The sequence below is a fragment of the Streptomyces sp. TSRI0281 genome, from assembly GCF_001905125.1.
GTDB lineage: Bacteria > Actinomycetota > Actinomycetes > Streptomycetales > Streptomycetaceae > Streptomyces.
This window is the reverse complement of the sequence record NZ_LWLE01000034.1, coordinates 269,067-284,713: the sequence shown is the minus strand read 5'-3', so window position 1 is coordinate 284,713 and position 15,647 is coordinate 269,067. Positions and strand designations below refer to the sequence as shown.

The 15,647-nt window shown below is 72.0% G+C and carries 11 protein-coding genes; all 11 read right to left on the bottom strand.

Translation table 11 applies throughout. The annotated features are described in order from the left end of the window. Nucleotides 1-1,202 (bottom strand): galactokinase (gene galK, locus A6A29_RS33165; RefSeq protein ID WP_079183127.1); only part of this gene is annotated, 1,202 nt, incomplete at its 3' end. Next, the gene (gene galE, locus A6A29_RS33160; RefSeq protein WP_073725920.1) at nt 1,199-2,179 is read right to left on the bottom strand and encodes a UDP-glucose 4-epimerase GalE; all 981 of its coding nucleotides are present in this window, start codon (nt 2,177-2,179) and stop codon (nt 1,199-1,201) included. The genes galK and galE, both read right to left, overlap by 4 nt. Continuing rightward, complete coding sequence (galT, locus tag A6A29_RS33155; RefSeq protein ID WP_073725918.1) at nt 2,176-3,219, bottom strand: galactose-1-phosphate uridylyltransferase; 1,044 nt, start codon at nt 3,217-3,219, stop codon at nt 2,176-2,178. Before galT ends, galE begins: the two co-directional genes overlap by 4 nt. Before the next feature lie 287 nt (nt 3,220-3,506). Next, complete coding sequence (locus A6A29_RS33150; protein WP_073725916.1) at nt 3,507-4,205, bottom strand: helix-turn-helix transcriptional regulator; 699 nt, start codon at nt 4,203-4,205, stop codon at nt 3,507-3,509. Nucleotides 4,206-4,483: 278 nt separating this feature from the next. Then, the gene (locus A6A29_RS33145; protein ID WP_073725914.1) at nt 4,484-6,391 is read right to left on the bottom strand and encodes an outer membrane protein assembly factor BamB family protein; all 1,908 of its coding nucleotides are present in this window, start codon (nt 6,389-6,391) and stop codon (nt 4,484-4,486) included. 85 nt (nt 6,392-6,476) lie between these two features. Next, on the bottom strand, nt 6,477-8,384 hold the full coding sequence (locus A6A29_RS33140; protein ID WP_073726540.1) for an outer membrane protein assembly factor BamB family protein: 1,908 nt from the start codon (nt 8,382-8,384) through the stop codon (nt 6,477-6,479). A 235-nt stretch (nt 8,385-8,619) separates the two neighbouring features. Continuing rightward, on the bottom strand, nt 8,620-10,311 hold the full coding sequence (locus A6A29_RS33135; RefSeq protein ID WP_073725912.1) for an outer membrane protein assembly factor BamB family protein: 1,692 nt from the start codon (nt 10,309-10,311) through the stop codon (nt 8,620-8,622). Nucleotides 10,312-10,446: 135 nt separating this feature from the next. Continuing rightward, entirely contained in the window at nt 10,447-12,264 is a 1,818-nt protein-coding gene (locus A6A29_RS33130; RefSeq protein ID WP_073725910.1) for an ABC-F family ATP-binding cassette domain-containing protein, read from the bottom strand. 98 nt (nt 12,265-12,362) lie between these two features. Beyond that, on the bottom strand, nt 12,363-13,685 hold the full coding sequence (locus A6A29_RS33125) for an acyltransferase family protein (RefSeq protein ID WP_073725908.1): 1,323 nt from the start codon (nt 13,683-13,685) through the stop codon (nt 12,363-12,365). Nucleotides 13,686-13,760: 75 nt separating this feature from the next. Then, on the bottom strand, nt 13,761-14,681 hold the full coding sequence (locus A6A29_RS33120) for a 4-(cytidine 5'-diphospho)-2-C-methyl-D-erythritol kinase (RefSeq protein ID WP_073725905.1): 921 nt from the start codon (nt 14,679-14,681) through the stop codon (nt 13,761-13,763). Further along, on the bottom strand, nt 14,678-15,571 hold the full coding sequence (gene rsmA / locus A6A29_RS33115; RefSeq protein ID WP_073725903.1) for a 16S rRNA (adenine(1518)-N(6)/adenine(1519)-N(6))-dimethyltransferase RsmA: 894 nt from the start codon (nt 15,569-15,571) through the stop codon (nt 14,678-14,680). The genes A6A29_RS33120 and rsmA overlap by 4 nt, the downstream gene beginning before the upstream one ends. Nucleotides 15,572-15,647: the final 76 nt, after the last annotated feature.

Genomic DNA, 15,647 nt, shown 5'->3' with positions numbered 1-15,647 from the left:
GACGGCACCGCGGTGAAGACACCGGGAGCGGCGTAACCGGCCGAAGCGAACGCTTCCCGCACGGAGTTGGTGACCGCGTCGGCCCGCTCCAGGTCCACCAGCACGATCGCCGAGCCGCCGAAGCCGCCGCCGGTCATCCGGGCCCCGAGCGCCCCGGCCGCGTTCGCCGCCGAGACCACCAGGTCCAGTTCCGGGCAGGAGACCCGCAGGTCGTCCCGGAGCGAGTCGTGGCCCGCGTCGAGGACCGGGCCGACGGCGGGTACGTCGCCCGTGTCGAGCAGGGCGATGACCTGCTCGACACGCCGGTTGTCGCCGACCACATGGCGTACGCAGCGCACGACGGACTCGTCCGCCCCGGCCGCGGCCAGGGTGTCGAGCGCGGCGCCGAGACCGTCGTACGGGAGATCGCGCAGGGTGCGTATGCCGAGGAGCCGCGCGCCCTCCTCGCAGGCCGCACGGCGCTCGGCGTAGGCGCCGTCGCCGAGCGCGTGCTTGACCCGGGTGTCGACGACCAGCAGGGTCAGCCCCTGGGCGGCCAGGTCGAAGGGGACCTGGCGCCTGCTGAGGTCACGGGTGTCCAGATACAGGGCATGGCCCTCGGTGCAGCAGGCGGAGGCCATCTGGTCCATGACCCCGCAGGGCACACCGACGAACGCGTTCTCCGCGCGCTGGCCGAGCACCGCGAGCTCGGAGGCGGTCAGGCCGAGCTCGAACAGGTCGTTCAGGGCGAACGCGGTGACCACTTCCAGGGCGGCGGACGAGGAGAGCCCGGCGCCGGTGGGGACGGTGGAGGTCAGCTGGATGTCCGCGCCGGTGATCCGGTGGCCCGCCTCGCGCAGCGCCCAGACCACGCCTGCCGGGTAGGCGGCCCAGCCGTGGCCCGCGTGCGGGGCCAGCTCGTCGACGCGGAGCTGGACGACGCCGCCGGGGACGTCGGTGGAGTGCAGCCGCAGCTCGCCGTCGATCCGCCGCGCGACGGCCGCGCGCGCGGTGTGCGGGAGCGCGAGCGGCATCACGAAGCCGTCGTTGAAGTCGGTGTACTCACCGATCAGATTCACCCGCCCAGGTGCCGCCCAGACTCCTTCGGGCGCGGTCCCGTACAGCTCGGCGAAGCCGGCGACCAGCTCGGCGTTGTCGGCCTCGGCGGCGGTCACGGCCTCGGCGGCGGCCTGCGCGGCGGCCTCGGTGGTGGCGTCCGTCATGGGGTGGTGGGCTCCTCTCGGCGGGCGAACGCCCAGGCGTCGGCGATGATTCCGGCCAGGCCGGCGCGGGACGGCTGCCAGCCGAGGCGCTCCCTGGCGGCGGTGGCGGAGGCGACGAGCACGGCCGGGTCACCGGCGCGGCGCGGGGCCGCGGTCTCGGGGACGGGGTGGCCGGTGACCTGCCGGGCGGTCTCGACGACCTCGCGCACCGAGAAGCCGTTGCCGTTGCCGAGGTTGCAGATCAGGTGCTCGCCGGTGGTGGCCGCGCCGAGCGCCAGGAGGTGGGCCTCGGCGAGGTCGGCGACATGGATGTAGTCGCGGACGCAGGTGCCGTCCGGGGTCGGGTAGTCGTCGCCGTAGACGGAGATCGACTCGCGCTGCCCCAGGGCGACCTGGAGCACCAGCGGGATCAGATGCGACTCGGGGGCGTGGCGTTCCCCGCAACTGCCGTACGCGCCCGCCACGTTGAAGTAGCGGAGCGAGACGGCGGCCAGGCCGTGCGCGGCAGCCTCGCCGCTGATCATGTGGTCGACGGCGAGCTTGGAGGCACCGTACGGGCTGGTGGGCGCGGTCGGGTCGGACTCCGTGATCGGGCTGGAGACCGGCTCGCCGTAGGTGGCCGCGGTGGAGGAGAAGACGAGGGTCCGCACCCCGGCGTCGCGCATCGCGGCGAGCAGGGCGAGGGTGCCGCCGACGTTGTTGACCCAGTACTTCTCCGGGTCGACGACGGACTCGCCGACCTGGGAGTACGCGGCGAAGTGCAGCACCCCGTCGTAGTCGGGGTTCAGCCACTTGGCCGCGTCCTGGATGCGGCCCTCGATGAATTCGGCCCCGTCCGGGACTCCCTCCCGGAACCCGGTGGACAGGTCGTCGAGGACGGTCACCGCGTGCCCGGCCTCCAGGAGGTGCGCGGCGACCACACTGCCGACATATCCCGCGCCACCGGTCACCAGGTACTTCTTCTGGGGGTTGCTCACTCGCTCGCTACCTCTCGCAGTCGCTGGGCCGCGGCTTCCGGCGGCACGTCGTTGATGAACACACTCATGCCGGACTCGGAACCCGCGAGGAACTTCAGCTTGCCGGAGGTACGTCGAATGGTGAAAAGCTCCAGATGGAGCGCGAAGTCCTCCCGGCCCTCGACCCCGAACGGCGCCTGGTGCCAGGCCGAGATGTACGGGGTCGGCGGTTCGCCGGGGCCGAAGATCCGGTCGAATCGCCTCAAGAGTTCCAGGTAGATCTGTGGGAACTCTGTGCGGGCGGCCCCGTCCAGCTCGCGCAGGTCGGGGACGCGGCGGCGCGGGTGGAGGTGGACCTCGTACGGCCAGTGCGCGGCGTACGGCACGAAGGCGACCCAGTGCTCACCACTGAGCACGATGCGCGAGCCGTCCGCCTCCTCACGGGCCACGACGTCGTCGAAGAGGTTGCGGCCGGTCTCCTCGCGGTGCCGGTGCGCGGAGCGGAGCATCAGCTCGGTGCGCGGGGTGACGAAGGGGTAGCCGTAGATCTGGCCGTGCGGGTGGCCGAGGGTCACCCCGATCTCGGCGCCGCGGTTCTCGAAGCAGAAGACCTGGGTGACCTGGTCCAGCTCGGCGAGGGCGGCGGTGCGGTCGGTCCAGGCCGCGAGGACCAGGGCGGCCTGCTCCTCGGTCAGGTCGGCGAAGGACGCCCGGTGGTCGGAGGTGAAGCAGACGACCTCGCAGCGGCCGGAGTCACCGGCGAGGGAGGGGAAGCGGTTCTCGAAGACGGCGACGTCGTAGTGGTCGTCGGGGATCTCGCTGAGCCGTCCGTCCCGCGAGGGGCAGAGCGGGCACTCGTCCGCGGGCGGGTGGTACGTACGCCCCTGGCGGTGCGAGGCGATGGCCACCGAGTCGCCGAGGAGCGGGTCGCGGCGGATGCGGGACGAGGTCGCGACCGGGTCGAGGGGGCGGCGGTCGACGGCTTCGCGGACGGTGTCGTCCGCGGCGTCGAAATAGATCAGCTCACGGCCGTCGGCGAGGGTCGTAACCGTTTTCTTCACCAGGTTCCTCCAAACATAACCACACATAATTAACCACAAGCAAACATGCCCGTCAATGATGTGGCGTCCGGCCGACGACCGGGAGCGGGGCGGCCAGAAGGACAGGAGTACGGGGGCCAGGAGTACGACGGCCGCAGTGCGGGGGCCAGGAGTACGGGGGCCAGGAGCATGGCGGCCAGGAGTACGGCGGCGTACGGGAGAGCCCGGCGAGGAGGTGGGCCGGGCGCGCGACCGGGTTCGATCACCAACCAACAGGGAGCCCCAAGGGTCAACCGGCCGGCGCGGACTCAGCCGAGGATGCCCGGCCCCCGCGGCGCGCCCTCGGCCGCCCGGTCCAGCAGCCCCGTACGGGCCGCGAGGGCCGCGGCCTCCAGCCGCGAGCCCACCCCGAGCTTCATCAGCACCCGCTGCACATGCGTACGCGCGGTGCTCGACGCGATCCCCATCCCGACGGCGATCAGCCGGGTGTCCTCGCCCTCCGCGACCCGGACCAGCACCTCGGCCTCGCGCGGCGTGAGCATCTGCAGCAGCCGGCGGCCCTCGTCGTCCGGCTGGACCGCCGGGTTGAGCAGCTCGGCGAAGGCGGACCTGAGCAGTTGCGGAGCGATGGCGCTCTCTCCCGCGCGGGCCTTGACCATGGCCCGTTCCACGCCCTCGATCCGCTCGTCGTGCCGCACATAGCCGACGGCCCCGGCGGCGAAGGCGGCCGCGATCCCGCGCGGACTCGGCACCGGCCCCAGCACCACCACCGCCACCTGCGGGCGCTCCCGCCCGATCCGCGCGATCGGGTCGAAGGTGCCCGGCTCGGCGGGGGACGCCGTGCCGAAGAGACAGACCTCCGGGACTCTGCTGACCACCAGTTCCGCCGCACCGGACGTCGGCGCGGCCGCCGCGAGCACCCGGTGCCCGCGCAGTTTCAGCGCCGAGGCGAGTGCCTCGGCGAGCAGTCGGTGATCATCGACCACCATGAGCCGCACGCCGCCCATCGAACACGCCCCCAAGTCCCCCTGTGTGCCCCGGCCACCGGCCCCGGCCGTCCGCCCCGGCCCGTCCGCCCCGGCAAGCTACCCGCTTGTTCGAGGTTGCGCACCTTACCCGCCGAACACCCCCCGGAATGCCGAATCCTGCTTTGTTCAGGGCCACTTGAGAGGCGGAAAACGATCGGCCCTGCCGGTCGGCGATCGACCGGCAGGGCCTTGGCGCACGCCCGTACGCACGGGTCGGCGGATGAGTGGTCGGCTGCTGAGCGATCAGCCGCGCGTGATCAACCGGTGGAGAAACTGACCACCAGGTACTGCTTGTCGTCCAGCGAGCTCTCGCGCGGCTCGCTGATCATCACCTCGGACATGTACAGCCGCCCCTGGGAGTACATGATCTCGGCGTAGTCCCCGGAGAAGCTGGTCTCCGCGTCGCGGACCGCCTCCTCGCCCGGGTTCTCCATCAGCAGCGTCTGCTTGAAGGTGGAGCCGTTGATCGAGACGATCTGGCCGCCCTTGTCGTACGGGGGCTGCTTGTACGCGATGACGTTGGAGCCGTCCATCCGCAGCGGGGTCAGCGTGTAGCGGTCGCCCGCGTCCGCCTTGCCGCCGACGATCTTGCCGGTGGTCAGGTCGAAGGCGACGATCTCGTTGGTGTCGCCGTAGTCGCCGCCGCCCTCGTGCTCCTCGGTCGGCAGGTAGAGCCGGTTGTTGCCGACCGCCAGGTGCTGGCACTGCTCGACCTCGGTGGAGCCGCAGCGTGCCGCGTACTTGTCCCCGTCGGCCGAGATCCGCACGATCAGCTTGCCGGTGGCCGCGTCGATCGAGAAGAAGTCCGAGATGCTGCTGCCGTCACCGGCGGTGTCGCCGACGTCGGCCGCGACGACCAGCGGCTTGGTGGAGACGACGCTCGCGTACTCGACACCGGAGGGCATCTTGAACGAGGAGATCGGCGCGCCGGTGGCCGGGTTCAGGGCCTGGATGGTGAGCTGCGGCTGGTCGTACGTGCCGCACATACGGACCACGGCGAGGGCCTCGCCGCCGCCGTACCCCTTGTCGTAGCAGCCGTCGGTGCTGACCTTCGGCTTCCACAGCTCGGCGCCGGTGGTGAGGTTGAAGGCCGCGCCGCCGCTGGTGCCGCCCGCGGCGACCGTGGTGCCGCTGAGCGTGACCTCGTCGAACCTGATCGGCTCGTCACCGTTGCTGGCGGCGGTGACCGACTTGCTCCACAGCAGCTTGCCGGTGGCCAGATCGAGCGCGCCGACCTGGTTGCACGGCTGGTACTTCTTCGCCTTGGTCGGCTTGCCCGCCTCGAACGTGATCGCCGTCTTGAAGTCCTTGCTCATGTGCCGGGAGGCGGCGCAGAGCTGACCGGGCAGCGGGATGGACCAGAGCTTGGTGCCCTTGGCCGGGTCGTAGCCGACGATCTCGTTCACGCCGGTCTTCACGTACGCCTTGTCGGTGAGCCAGGAGCCCGCGACCGCGGTGACGTCCGTGACCTTCGGCTGCGGAAGCTGGAATCCGACCTTGGACTTGGTGTTCGTGGGCGCCTTCTCGTCGCCTCCGGCGAGACCGTCGCCCTCGGCGCCCTTGTCCTCGCCGCCGGTGGTGCCGGTGGAGGCCGCCTCGGTGCCGCCGTCCTTGTCGTCATCGCCGCCGGAGGCGTAGATGATGCCGCCGCCGATGATCAGCACCACGGCGACGGCCGCCGCGACGATGATCTGCATCTGGGTGGTGAACTTCTTGCCGCCGTTCCCGCCCGGCTCCGGGGCCAGGTACTGCGGCTGCATCGGCTGGGTCGGGTAGCCGTACCCCTGCTGCGGAGGCATCCCGGGCTGCCCGGACGACGGTCCCTGCGGATAGCCGTAGCCGCCCTGAGGTCCGTTGGGGTAGCCGTACCCGTTGGGCTGCGGCGCGGGCGGGGGGACATAGCCGCCCGCGGCCGGGGCGGTGGGGTAGCCGTAGCCACCGGCGGGCGGGGCTGCCGCCGGATAGCCGTAGCCATCGGCGGGCGGGGTCGGCGGGGTCGGCGGGCTCCCGTACCCACCGGCGGGCGCGGTCGGCGGCTGCTGCTGCTTGCCGAAGGCGTCCGACGGCGGCGGGGTCGGGTCGCCGAACCCACCGGGCGGCGGGTCCTGGGGGGCGCCGAATCCGCCGGAGGACGGCTCGTTCGGCGGCTGGGGCGGCTGCGTCATGGCGTACGTACCTCGGGAGAAGGGGGTGTGTGGGGTCGGGGCCGGTGGCTTTCGGCCGTATTCCGTGGGGTGCCGTCGTGAACCGTCACTTGCCGAACACCATCATCGTCTTCTGCTCCTTCTCCTTCTCGTCGTTGCTCGCGCTGATGCGCCCGCTCATGACGAAGGAACGGCCGCCCGCGTAGGCGATCTTGGAGGTGAAGAAGCTGCTTTCGAGGCGGGTCGTCCCGTCCGGGTGCTGGAGCACGACACTGGGGGTGCCCCCGGCCGGCGGGAGCGTCGCGATCGCCCCGCCCTTGTCGTACTTCGCCTCCATGTAGAGCAGCACGTTGCCGCCCTCCATACGCAGCGGCTGCAGCACCCGCTCGGCCGGGGCGTCGGCCTTCCACTTGGTCTTGCCGGTGTTCAGGTCGAAGGCGATGACCTTGTTGGTCCGGCCGGTGCCGCTGGAGTCGGGCTCGGTCGCGATGTAGAAGGTGTTGGCGTCGGCGGCGACACCGCTGCACCCTTCGAGCTTCTCGCCGAAGATGCTGAAGTCGTGGCCGCAGTTGGTGGAGAGCTTGTCACCCTTGTCGCTGACCAGCTGGGAACGGAGCGTGCCGTTCTCCTTGAGCGCGATGATGGACCACTGCTTCTTCTTCTTCTGGGTGAGCGAGACGATCAGCGGGCTCACCGAGTAGACCTTCTTCACCTCCCAGCCACGCGGCGGCTGGTAGGTCCACTTGGCCTTGCCGGTGGTGGGGTCGAGCTCCTGGATCTGGTGCTGCGGGTTGTCCAGGTCGTCGGTGCGGCAGCTGGTCGCGGCGATCAGCTTCGGGCCGCCCGCGAACGCGAAGGGCTGGCAGTTGCCCGACGGCTTGCCGAACAGTTCCTTGCCGTCGCTGACGCGGAACGCGTTGGAGTTGCTGGTGCGCCCGACGGTGACGGTGTCGCCGCTGATCGCGAGACCGATGTCGGACATCAGGTCCCAGGTGCCGTTCTTCGTGATCGACTTCTTCCAGCCGGCCTTACCGGTGTTGAGGTCGATCATCTGGAGGTCGGAGCAGTCGGCCTTGTCCGAGGTGCCGTTCTTCACGCCGAGGACGATCTTGCCGTCGGCGGTCGGCTGATTGGGCGTCGCGCACACATCGGCGGGAAGCGGGAGGGCCCACTTCTGCTTGCCGTCGGCCACGGAGTAGGCGGCGATGCCGCGGTACATGGCCTTGACGACGGTGTCCCCGACGGTCCAGGGCCCGTACACGTCGGCGCCGTTGCGCGGCAGGTCGACATCGTTCGTCTGGAGCCAGAGCACCTTCGCCTCGCCCGGCTTGCGCCCGGCGTTGAGGTCGTCGTCCACCGCGCGGCCGTCACCGTTGCCGTCGCCCTCGTCGACCGTGGGCGAACCGCTGGGCGCCTTGGGGCCGGTGCTCCCGTTGGCGACGGGCTTCTTGTCGTCGTCGCCCCCGCCCACGGCGAACCAGACACCGGCGCCGACGACCAGGACGACGGCGAGCGCCGCGGCACCGAGGACGGCGGGCTTGCCCTTGAGGAGGCCGCCACCGCCGCCGCCGCCGGATCCGGCCGGGCCGCCGGGCACGGGAGCGCCGGGGTACTGCTGCTGCGGATAGCCGTAACCGGCCGGGGCCTGCTGGCCGTACGGACCCGCGGCCTGCTGACCGTACGGGCCCGGCTGCTGGGCGTACGGGCCCGCGGCCTGCTGACCGTACGGTCCGGGCTGCTGGGCGTACGGTCCCGGGGCCTGCGCGGGCGCCTGTCCGGGGGCCTGGGGATAGCCGTAGCCTCCGGGGTCCTGGCCCGGCGCCTGCGGATAGCCGTAGCCGGGCTGTCCGGGGGGCGGCGTCTGCGGGGGGCCGGCCGGGGGCTGCGCGGGCGGCGGCGCCTGCGGCGGCTGGGGCGGCTGGGCCTGGTGCGGCGGCTGAGGAGCTCCCTGCGGAGGCCCCTGCGGAGCCCCGAAGCCTCCCTGCGGCGGTTGCTGGCTGGGCGGCTGGGTCATCAGCACGTCCCCCTTCGTGCGGTCCGGTGCCCGTTCCGGTCTCCCCCGCGATTCCGCTGGGCTGAAATCCCCTCGGAAAGGAGCGAATCGGGCATGGCTCCCGCAGTGTTACGACAGTCGAGCGGGGCTTCTTTGTACCACCCCCAACACAGCGGACACCGGGTCGGCCCATCCCCTGTTCCCAAGGGAGAACCGCCTTGTGATGCCCTCGTTATGCCCCGGCCGGACCTGATCCTCAGTCACCGAAGGCGACCATGGTCAGCATGGCCTTCTCCTCCTCGTCGGTGACTCCGCTGACGGTGGGATGCATGAGCAGCGTCCGCCCGTCCGCGTACGCGACCATCGGGCTGAAGAAGCCGCGCTCCACGGCGGCGGCGGACGCCGGGTGCCGCAGGACCGGTTGCGGTGCTCCCCCCGTCGGCGGGAGCGACATGATGCCACCGCCCTTGCCCTTGGCCGCACTCAGATACATCAGCACCTTGCCGCCCTCGACGCGCAACGGCATCAGGGTCTGCCCGGCGGGCGCGGCGGCCTTCCACTTCGAGGCGCCGGTGTTCAGGTCGAAGGCCACGACGGCGTTGGTGAGGTCCCTCGCACCGGGCTTGGGCTTCGTCGCCAGGTAGAACGTGTCGGTGGCGGCGTCGGTCGCGACGCCCAGGCAGTTGTCGAGGTTCTTGCCCTGGGTACGCCGTTCCTTGGCACAGCTCGGCCCGTAGTCGTCGCTGCCGCCGACGAGCTGGGAGCGGTAGGTGCCATCGGCGTTGAGCACGGCGACGGCCCACTGGTCCTCCCCCTTCTTCAGGGAGACCACCGGCGGGCTGACCGAGTAGAACTGGTCGACCTGCCAGCCCTTCTTGACCTTGTACGTCCACCGGACCTTGCCGGTGGCCGGATCGATCCGCTGTACCTGCTGCTCCTTGTGGTCGTCGGCCTCGGTCTGGCAGCTGGTGGCGGCGAGCGGCAGGTCGCCGCTGACGAAGCCGAACGGCTGGCAGTTGCCGGGCAGTTTGCCCCACAGCACCTTGCCGTCACTGATCCGGTAGGCATCCGTGCGGCTGGTCCGTCCCACGGTCACGACGTCACCGTTGATCGCCATGGTGACGTCGGAGAGCCCGTCCCAGGCGCCGGGCCGGTCATAGCCCTTGCGCCAGCCGGCCTTGCCGGTGGTGAGGTCGATCATCTGGAGGTGGTCGCAGTACGCGTCGTCGGCGGTGCCGTCGTTGACACCGATGACGATCCTGCCGTCGGTGGCCGCCCGGGTCGGGGCGGCACAGACGTTGGATGCGAGGCTCAGGCTCCACTTCCGCTTGCCGTCGATGACCGAATAGGCGGACACCGTGCGGTACATGGCCTTCACCACGGTGTCGCCGACGAGCCACGGGCCTTGGGCGTCGGCGCCGTTGCGCGGCAGGTCGACCCCGTTCTGCTGGGTCCAGAGAACCTTGCTCTCCCCGTCCTCGCGCCCCGCGTTGAGCTGGTCGGGCCCGGGGGCCGGACTCGCCCCGGCGCCGGACGGACCGCCCTGTGCACCGGGTTCGTCGCTCTTCTCGGCGACGGGCTTCTTGGCGTCGTGGCCACCACTGTCGCCGTTGCCCACGGCGAACCAGACGCCCGCGCCGACGATCAGGACTCCGGCGAGCGCGGCGGAGACGATGCCCACGGTCCCGCGCCGGGAACGCCCGCCGGGCCCGGAGGCGCCGACTTGCGGGGGCTGCGGGGGCTGCCCGTAGGGCGAGGGCTGCTGATGCTGCGGCGGCTGCCCGTACGGCTGCGACTGAGGGGGCTGTTGCGGCTGCCCGTACGGCTGTGGCGAAGGCTGCCCGTACGGCTGTTGCTGCTGCGGAGGCTGCCCGTACAGACCGGGCGGCGGATCGAACGGTGCCCCGAAGCCTCCCTGCGGCGGTTGCCGGCCGGGCGGCTGAGTCATCGGTACGTCCCCCTCGTGCGGCCCCGTTCCGCAGGGTTCACCTCAACCCCGGGCGGGGCTTCTTTCTACCACCCGCCCCGCCCGCACCATCCGTACCGCCCGCCCCGCCTTCACCACCCCGTCACACCGTGGACGTCAGGCGTCCTCGGCCAGCTCCAGCCAGCGCATCTCCAGCACATCGCGCTCGGTGACCAGCTCGCGCAGCTCGGCGTCGAGCTTGGCGACCTTCTCGAAGTCGGTGGCGTTGTCGGCGATCTGCGCGTGCAGGGTGGTTTCCCGCGTCGACATCTTGTCGAGCTGCCGTTCGACCTTCTGGAGTTCCTTCTTCGCCGCCCGAGCCTCCTGCGGCGACACGGCGGGGACCGGCGCGGACGTCCGGCCGGGCGCTGCCGGGGCGGCGGACGGCGTGGCCGTCTCCTCCATCCGCTGCCTGCGCTCCAGGTACTCGTCGATCCCGCGCGGCAGCATCCGCAGTGCGCGGTCGCCGAGCAGCGCCATCACCCGGTCCGTGGTCCGCTCGATGAAGAACCGGTCGTGGGAGATCACGATCATCGACCCGGGCCAGCCGTCGAGGAGGTCCTCCAGCTGGGTCAGGGTCTCGATGTCGAGGTCGTTGGTCGGCTCGTCGAGGAAGAGGACGTTGGGCTCGGCCATCAGCAGCCGCAGGATCTGCAGCCTGCGCCGCTCACCGCCGGACAGGTCGCCGACCGGGGTCCACTGCTTCTCCTTCGAGAAGCCGAACTGCTCGCAGAGCTGGCCCGCGGTCATCTCGCGGCCCTTGCCCAGGTCGACCCGGTCGCGCACCTGCTGGACGGCTTCCAGCACCCGCAGGTTCGGGGGCAGCTCGCTGACCTCCTGGGAGAGGTAGGCCAGTCGGACGGTCTTGCCGACGATGACCTTTCCGGCGGCCGGCTGCTCCTCGCCCTGCGTACGGCATGCCTCCTCCAGCGCCCGCAGCAGCGAGGTCTTGCCCGCGCCGTTGACCCCCACCAGGCCGATCCGGTCGCCCGGACCGAGCTGCCAGGTGAGGTGGGTGAGCAGCGTCTTGGGCCCGGCCTGGATGGTCACGTCCTCCAGGTCGAAGACGGTCTTGCCGAGGCGGGCGTTGGCGAACTTCATCAGCTCGCTGGTGTCGCGCGGCGGCGGCACATCGGCGATCAGCTCGTTGGCGGCCTCGATGCGGTAGCGCGGCTTCGACGTACGGGCGGGGGCGCCGCGGCGCAGCCAGGCCAGCTCCTTGCGCATCAGGTTCTGGCGCTTGGACTCCTCGGTCGCGGCGATCCGCTCCCGTTCGGCGCGGGCGAAGACGTAGTCGCTGTAGCCGCCCTCGTACTCGTGGACCGTGCCGCGCTGGACGTCCCACATGCTGGTGCAGACCTGGTCGAGGAACCACCGGTCGTGCGTGACGCAGACGAGCGCCGAGCGGCGGGCCCGCAGATGTCCGGCCAGCCAGGAGATGCCCTCGACGTCGAGGTGGTTGGTGGGCTCGTCCAGGACGATCAGGTCCGGTTCGCCGATGAGCAGCTTGGCCAGCGCGATACGGCGGCGCTCACCACCGGAGAGCGGGGCGATGACGGTGTCCAGGCCGTGCTCGAAGCCGGGCAGGGCGAGCCCGCCGAACAGCCCGGTGAGCACATCACGGATCTTGGCGCTGCCCGCCCACTCGTGGTCGGCGAGATCGCCGATGACCTCGTGGCGGATGGTGGCCGACGGGTCGAGGGAGTCGTGCTGGGTGAGGACCCCGAGGCGCAGCCCGCCGTTGTGCGTGACCCTGCCGGTGTCCGCCTCCTCCAGCTTGGCGAGCATCCGGATGAGGGTCGTCTTGCCGTCGCCGTTGCGGCCGACGACACCGATCCGGTCGCCCTCGGACACCCCGAGGGATACGCCGTCGAGCAGGGCACGGGTGCCGTACACCTTGCTGACCTGCTCGACATTGACCAGATTGACGGCCATTTCACTCCTGCCCAGGGGGACTGTTCGACTCCCCCAGAGTACGGCGCGGCGGGGCACCGACGCCCCGGCCCCGGCTCCGTCCGGGACCGGCAGCGCGTTCAGCGCCCCGCGCGTTCCACCAGGAGCCAGCCGCCGAGCGCCATCGCGACGGCGGCCGGGGCACTGACCCGTACCGCGATGAGCAGCGCGGTGTGTCCCTCCAGGAGCCCGCCGAAGCCCACCATGGACAGGCCGAGCACACCGAGCAGGCAGAGCGTCGCCCCGAGCGCCGAGACGGGGCCGGAGCCCTTGCCCGGCACGGCGGAGACGGGTCGTTCGAAGGTGCGGAAGACGGCGACCAGTCCCGCGGTGACGGCGGCGGCCGCCGCGAGCCGGAACGGGACCTGGGCCCACCAGGCGCCGGTGGCCGGTTCGGGCAGCGGGACGTCGAGGGCGAGCATCGCCCCGTACACCCCGAGCATCGCGGTGAGGTGCCAGAGGAACGCGGTCATCGCCATCCCGTTGGCGGCGACGACGGTGCGCCAGACCCGGGGCCGGGCGACGAGGCGGGCGCCGGGCCCGCGCAGCAGCTCGACCGCGCCGACGAGCCAGAGGCCGTGGCAGAGCAGGGCGAGGGTCGGCGGGGCCATGTTGCTGACCTTCTCGCCGGGCATCCCGACCATGGACAGCGGATACGGGCCCAGGGCCACGAGCGCGGCGGCGGAGACCAGTCCGGCCCCGGCGAGCAGGGCGGGGCGGCGGATGCGGCCGTCGGCACGCAGGAATCCGAGCTGGTGGACCGCGAGCCAGACGAAGGCGAAGTTCAGGAACGAGACGTACGGGACCGAGGCGGCGAACCGCAGGACGTCGACGGCGACCGCGGCACCGGCGAGCGCGGCGAAGGCGCCCCAGCCGTAGCGCTCGTGCAGCTTCAGCAGCGGCGGGGTGAACGCCACCATGGCGAGGTAGATCCCGATGAACCAGAGCGGCTGGGTCACCAGCCGCAGCGTGACCCCGGTGAGCCCGCCGCCCCCGCCCAGCAGCTGGACGATCAGCGCGGCCGTTCCCCAGACCAGGATGAAGACCACGGTGGGCCGCAGCAGCCGCTGGAGCCTGGCCCGCAGGAAGGCGGAGTAGACGGAGTCCGTGGAGCCCTCGGGGCGCTTGCGGAGCAGGGAGCGGTAGGACAGGGCGTGCGAGAAGCCGCCGACGAAGAAGAACACCGGCATGATCTGGAGCACCCAGGTCAGCAGCTGGAGGCCGGGGACGACCGCGAGCAGGTTGCCGACGCCGTCGGATGTGACGGCGGCCATCAGCCAGTGGCCGAGGACGACGGTGCCGAGCGAGGCGACGCGCAGCAGGTCGATGTAGCGGTCCCGGGTGGCGGGCGTCGCCCCGGCCAGTTCACGAACACTCGATCCCGTACGAACACTTGATCCCATGCGGATACGGTCGCGCCGATCGCCCGGGGGCGGGAGCGCGACCGTACTCAATTCCCGTCTGAGTACCCGGCGTCGTCAGACGACGGTCGCACCGGGGGCGGGCGACACCGCGATCCGCGCGTTCCGGCAGGTCCCGGAGCCGAGCAGGGCGTCGGCCACCTTGCGGGCGGATGCCTCGTCCGCCACCAGGAACGCGGTGGTCGGCCCGGAGCCGGAGACCAGCGCGGCCAGGGCGCCCGCCCCGGTGCCCGCGGCGAGGGTGTCGGCCAGCGAGGGCCGCAGGGAGAGCGCGGCGGGCTGGAGGCCGTTGCTCAGGGTCGCCGCGAGTGCGCCGGAGTCGCCGGAGCGAAGGGCGTCCAGGAGCGCTTCGGACGCGGTGGGCGCGGGGACGTCCGTACCGGCGGTGAGCCGGTCGAACTCGCCGTACACCGCCGGGGTGGAGAGCCCCCCGTCGGCGACCGCGAAGACCCAGTGGAAGGTGCCGCCGACCTCGACGGGGGTGAGCTGTTCACCGCGTCCGACGCCGAGCGCCGCCCCGCCGACCAGGCTGAAGGGGACGTCGCTGCCCAGCTCGGCGCAGATGGCGAGCAGTTCCTCGCGGGTGGCGCCGGTGCCCCACAGAGCGTCGCAGGCCAGCAGGGCGGCGGCCCCGTCGGCGCTGCCCCCCGCCATGCCGCCCGCGACCGGGATGTCCTTGGTGATGTGGAGGTGCACGCCGGGGGCGATGCCGTGGCGTGCGGCCAGCGCGAGCGCGGCGCGGGCGGCGAGGTTGCCGGTGTCCAGCGGAACCTGGGCGGCGTCCGGGCCGGAGCAGGTGATCGTCAGCTCGTCGGCCGGGGTGGCGGTGACCTCGTCGTACAGGCCGACGGCGAGGAAGACGTTGGCCAGGTCGTGGAAACCGTCGGGGCGCGCGGCGCCGACGGCGAGCTGCGCGTTGACCTTGGCGGGGACGCGGACGGTGACGCTCCCGGCCGTCGGACGGGCCGTCCCGCTCACTCGCTGCTCCCGGGAACGTCGGCGGTCACGGCGGGCTTGTTCTCGGCGATGGCGGCGAATTCCTCGACCGTCAGCGCCTCGCCGCGGGCCTGCGGGGAGATCCCCGCGGCGACCAGCGCGGCCTCGGCGGCGGGCGCGGACCCGGCCCATCCGGACAGCGCGGCGCGCAGCGTCTTGCGGCGCTGGGCGAAGGCCGCGTCGACGACGGCGAAGACCTCTTTCCGGCTCGCCGTGGTGCGGAGGGGTTCGGTGCGCCGGACCAGGGAGACGAGCCCCGAGTCGACGTTCGGCGCGGGCCAGAAGACCGTCCGGCCGATGGACCCGGCGCGCTTGACGTCCGCGTACCAGTTGGCCTTCACCGACGGCACGCCGTAGACCTTGTTGCCGGGCCGCGCGGCCAGCCGGTCGGCCACCTCGGCCTGGACCATGACCAGGGTCCGCTCGATGCTCGGGAAGCGTTCCAGCATGGTGAGCAGGACCGGTACCGCCACGTTGTACGGCAAGTTCGCCACCAGGGCGGTCGGCTGCGGGCCGGGCAGCTCGGTCACGAGCATCGCGTCGGAGTGGACCAGGGCGAACCGGTCGGCGCGCTCCGGCATCCGGGCAGCGACCGTGGCCGGCAGGGCGGCGGCGAGGGTGTCGTCGATCTCCACGGCGACGACCCGGTCGGCCGCCTCCAGCAGGGCCAGGGTCAGCGAGCCGAGCCCCGGGCCGACCTCGACGACCACGTCGTCCGGGCGGACCTCCGCGGTACGCACGATCCTGCGGACCGTGTTGGCGTCGATGACGAAGTTCTGACCGCGCTGCTTGGTGGGGCGTACGCCCAGCTTGGCGGCCAGGTCGCGGATGTCTGCGGGGCCCAGGAGGGCGTCGGGCTCTGTGCTGCTCACCCGGTAAGCCTACGGCCGCGGCGCGGCCTCGGGCTCGCCCCCCGCTGTCGGAGCGGGAGGCGCGGGGGGTACGCCC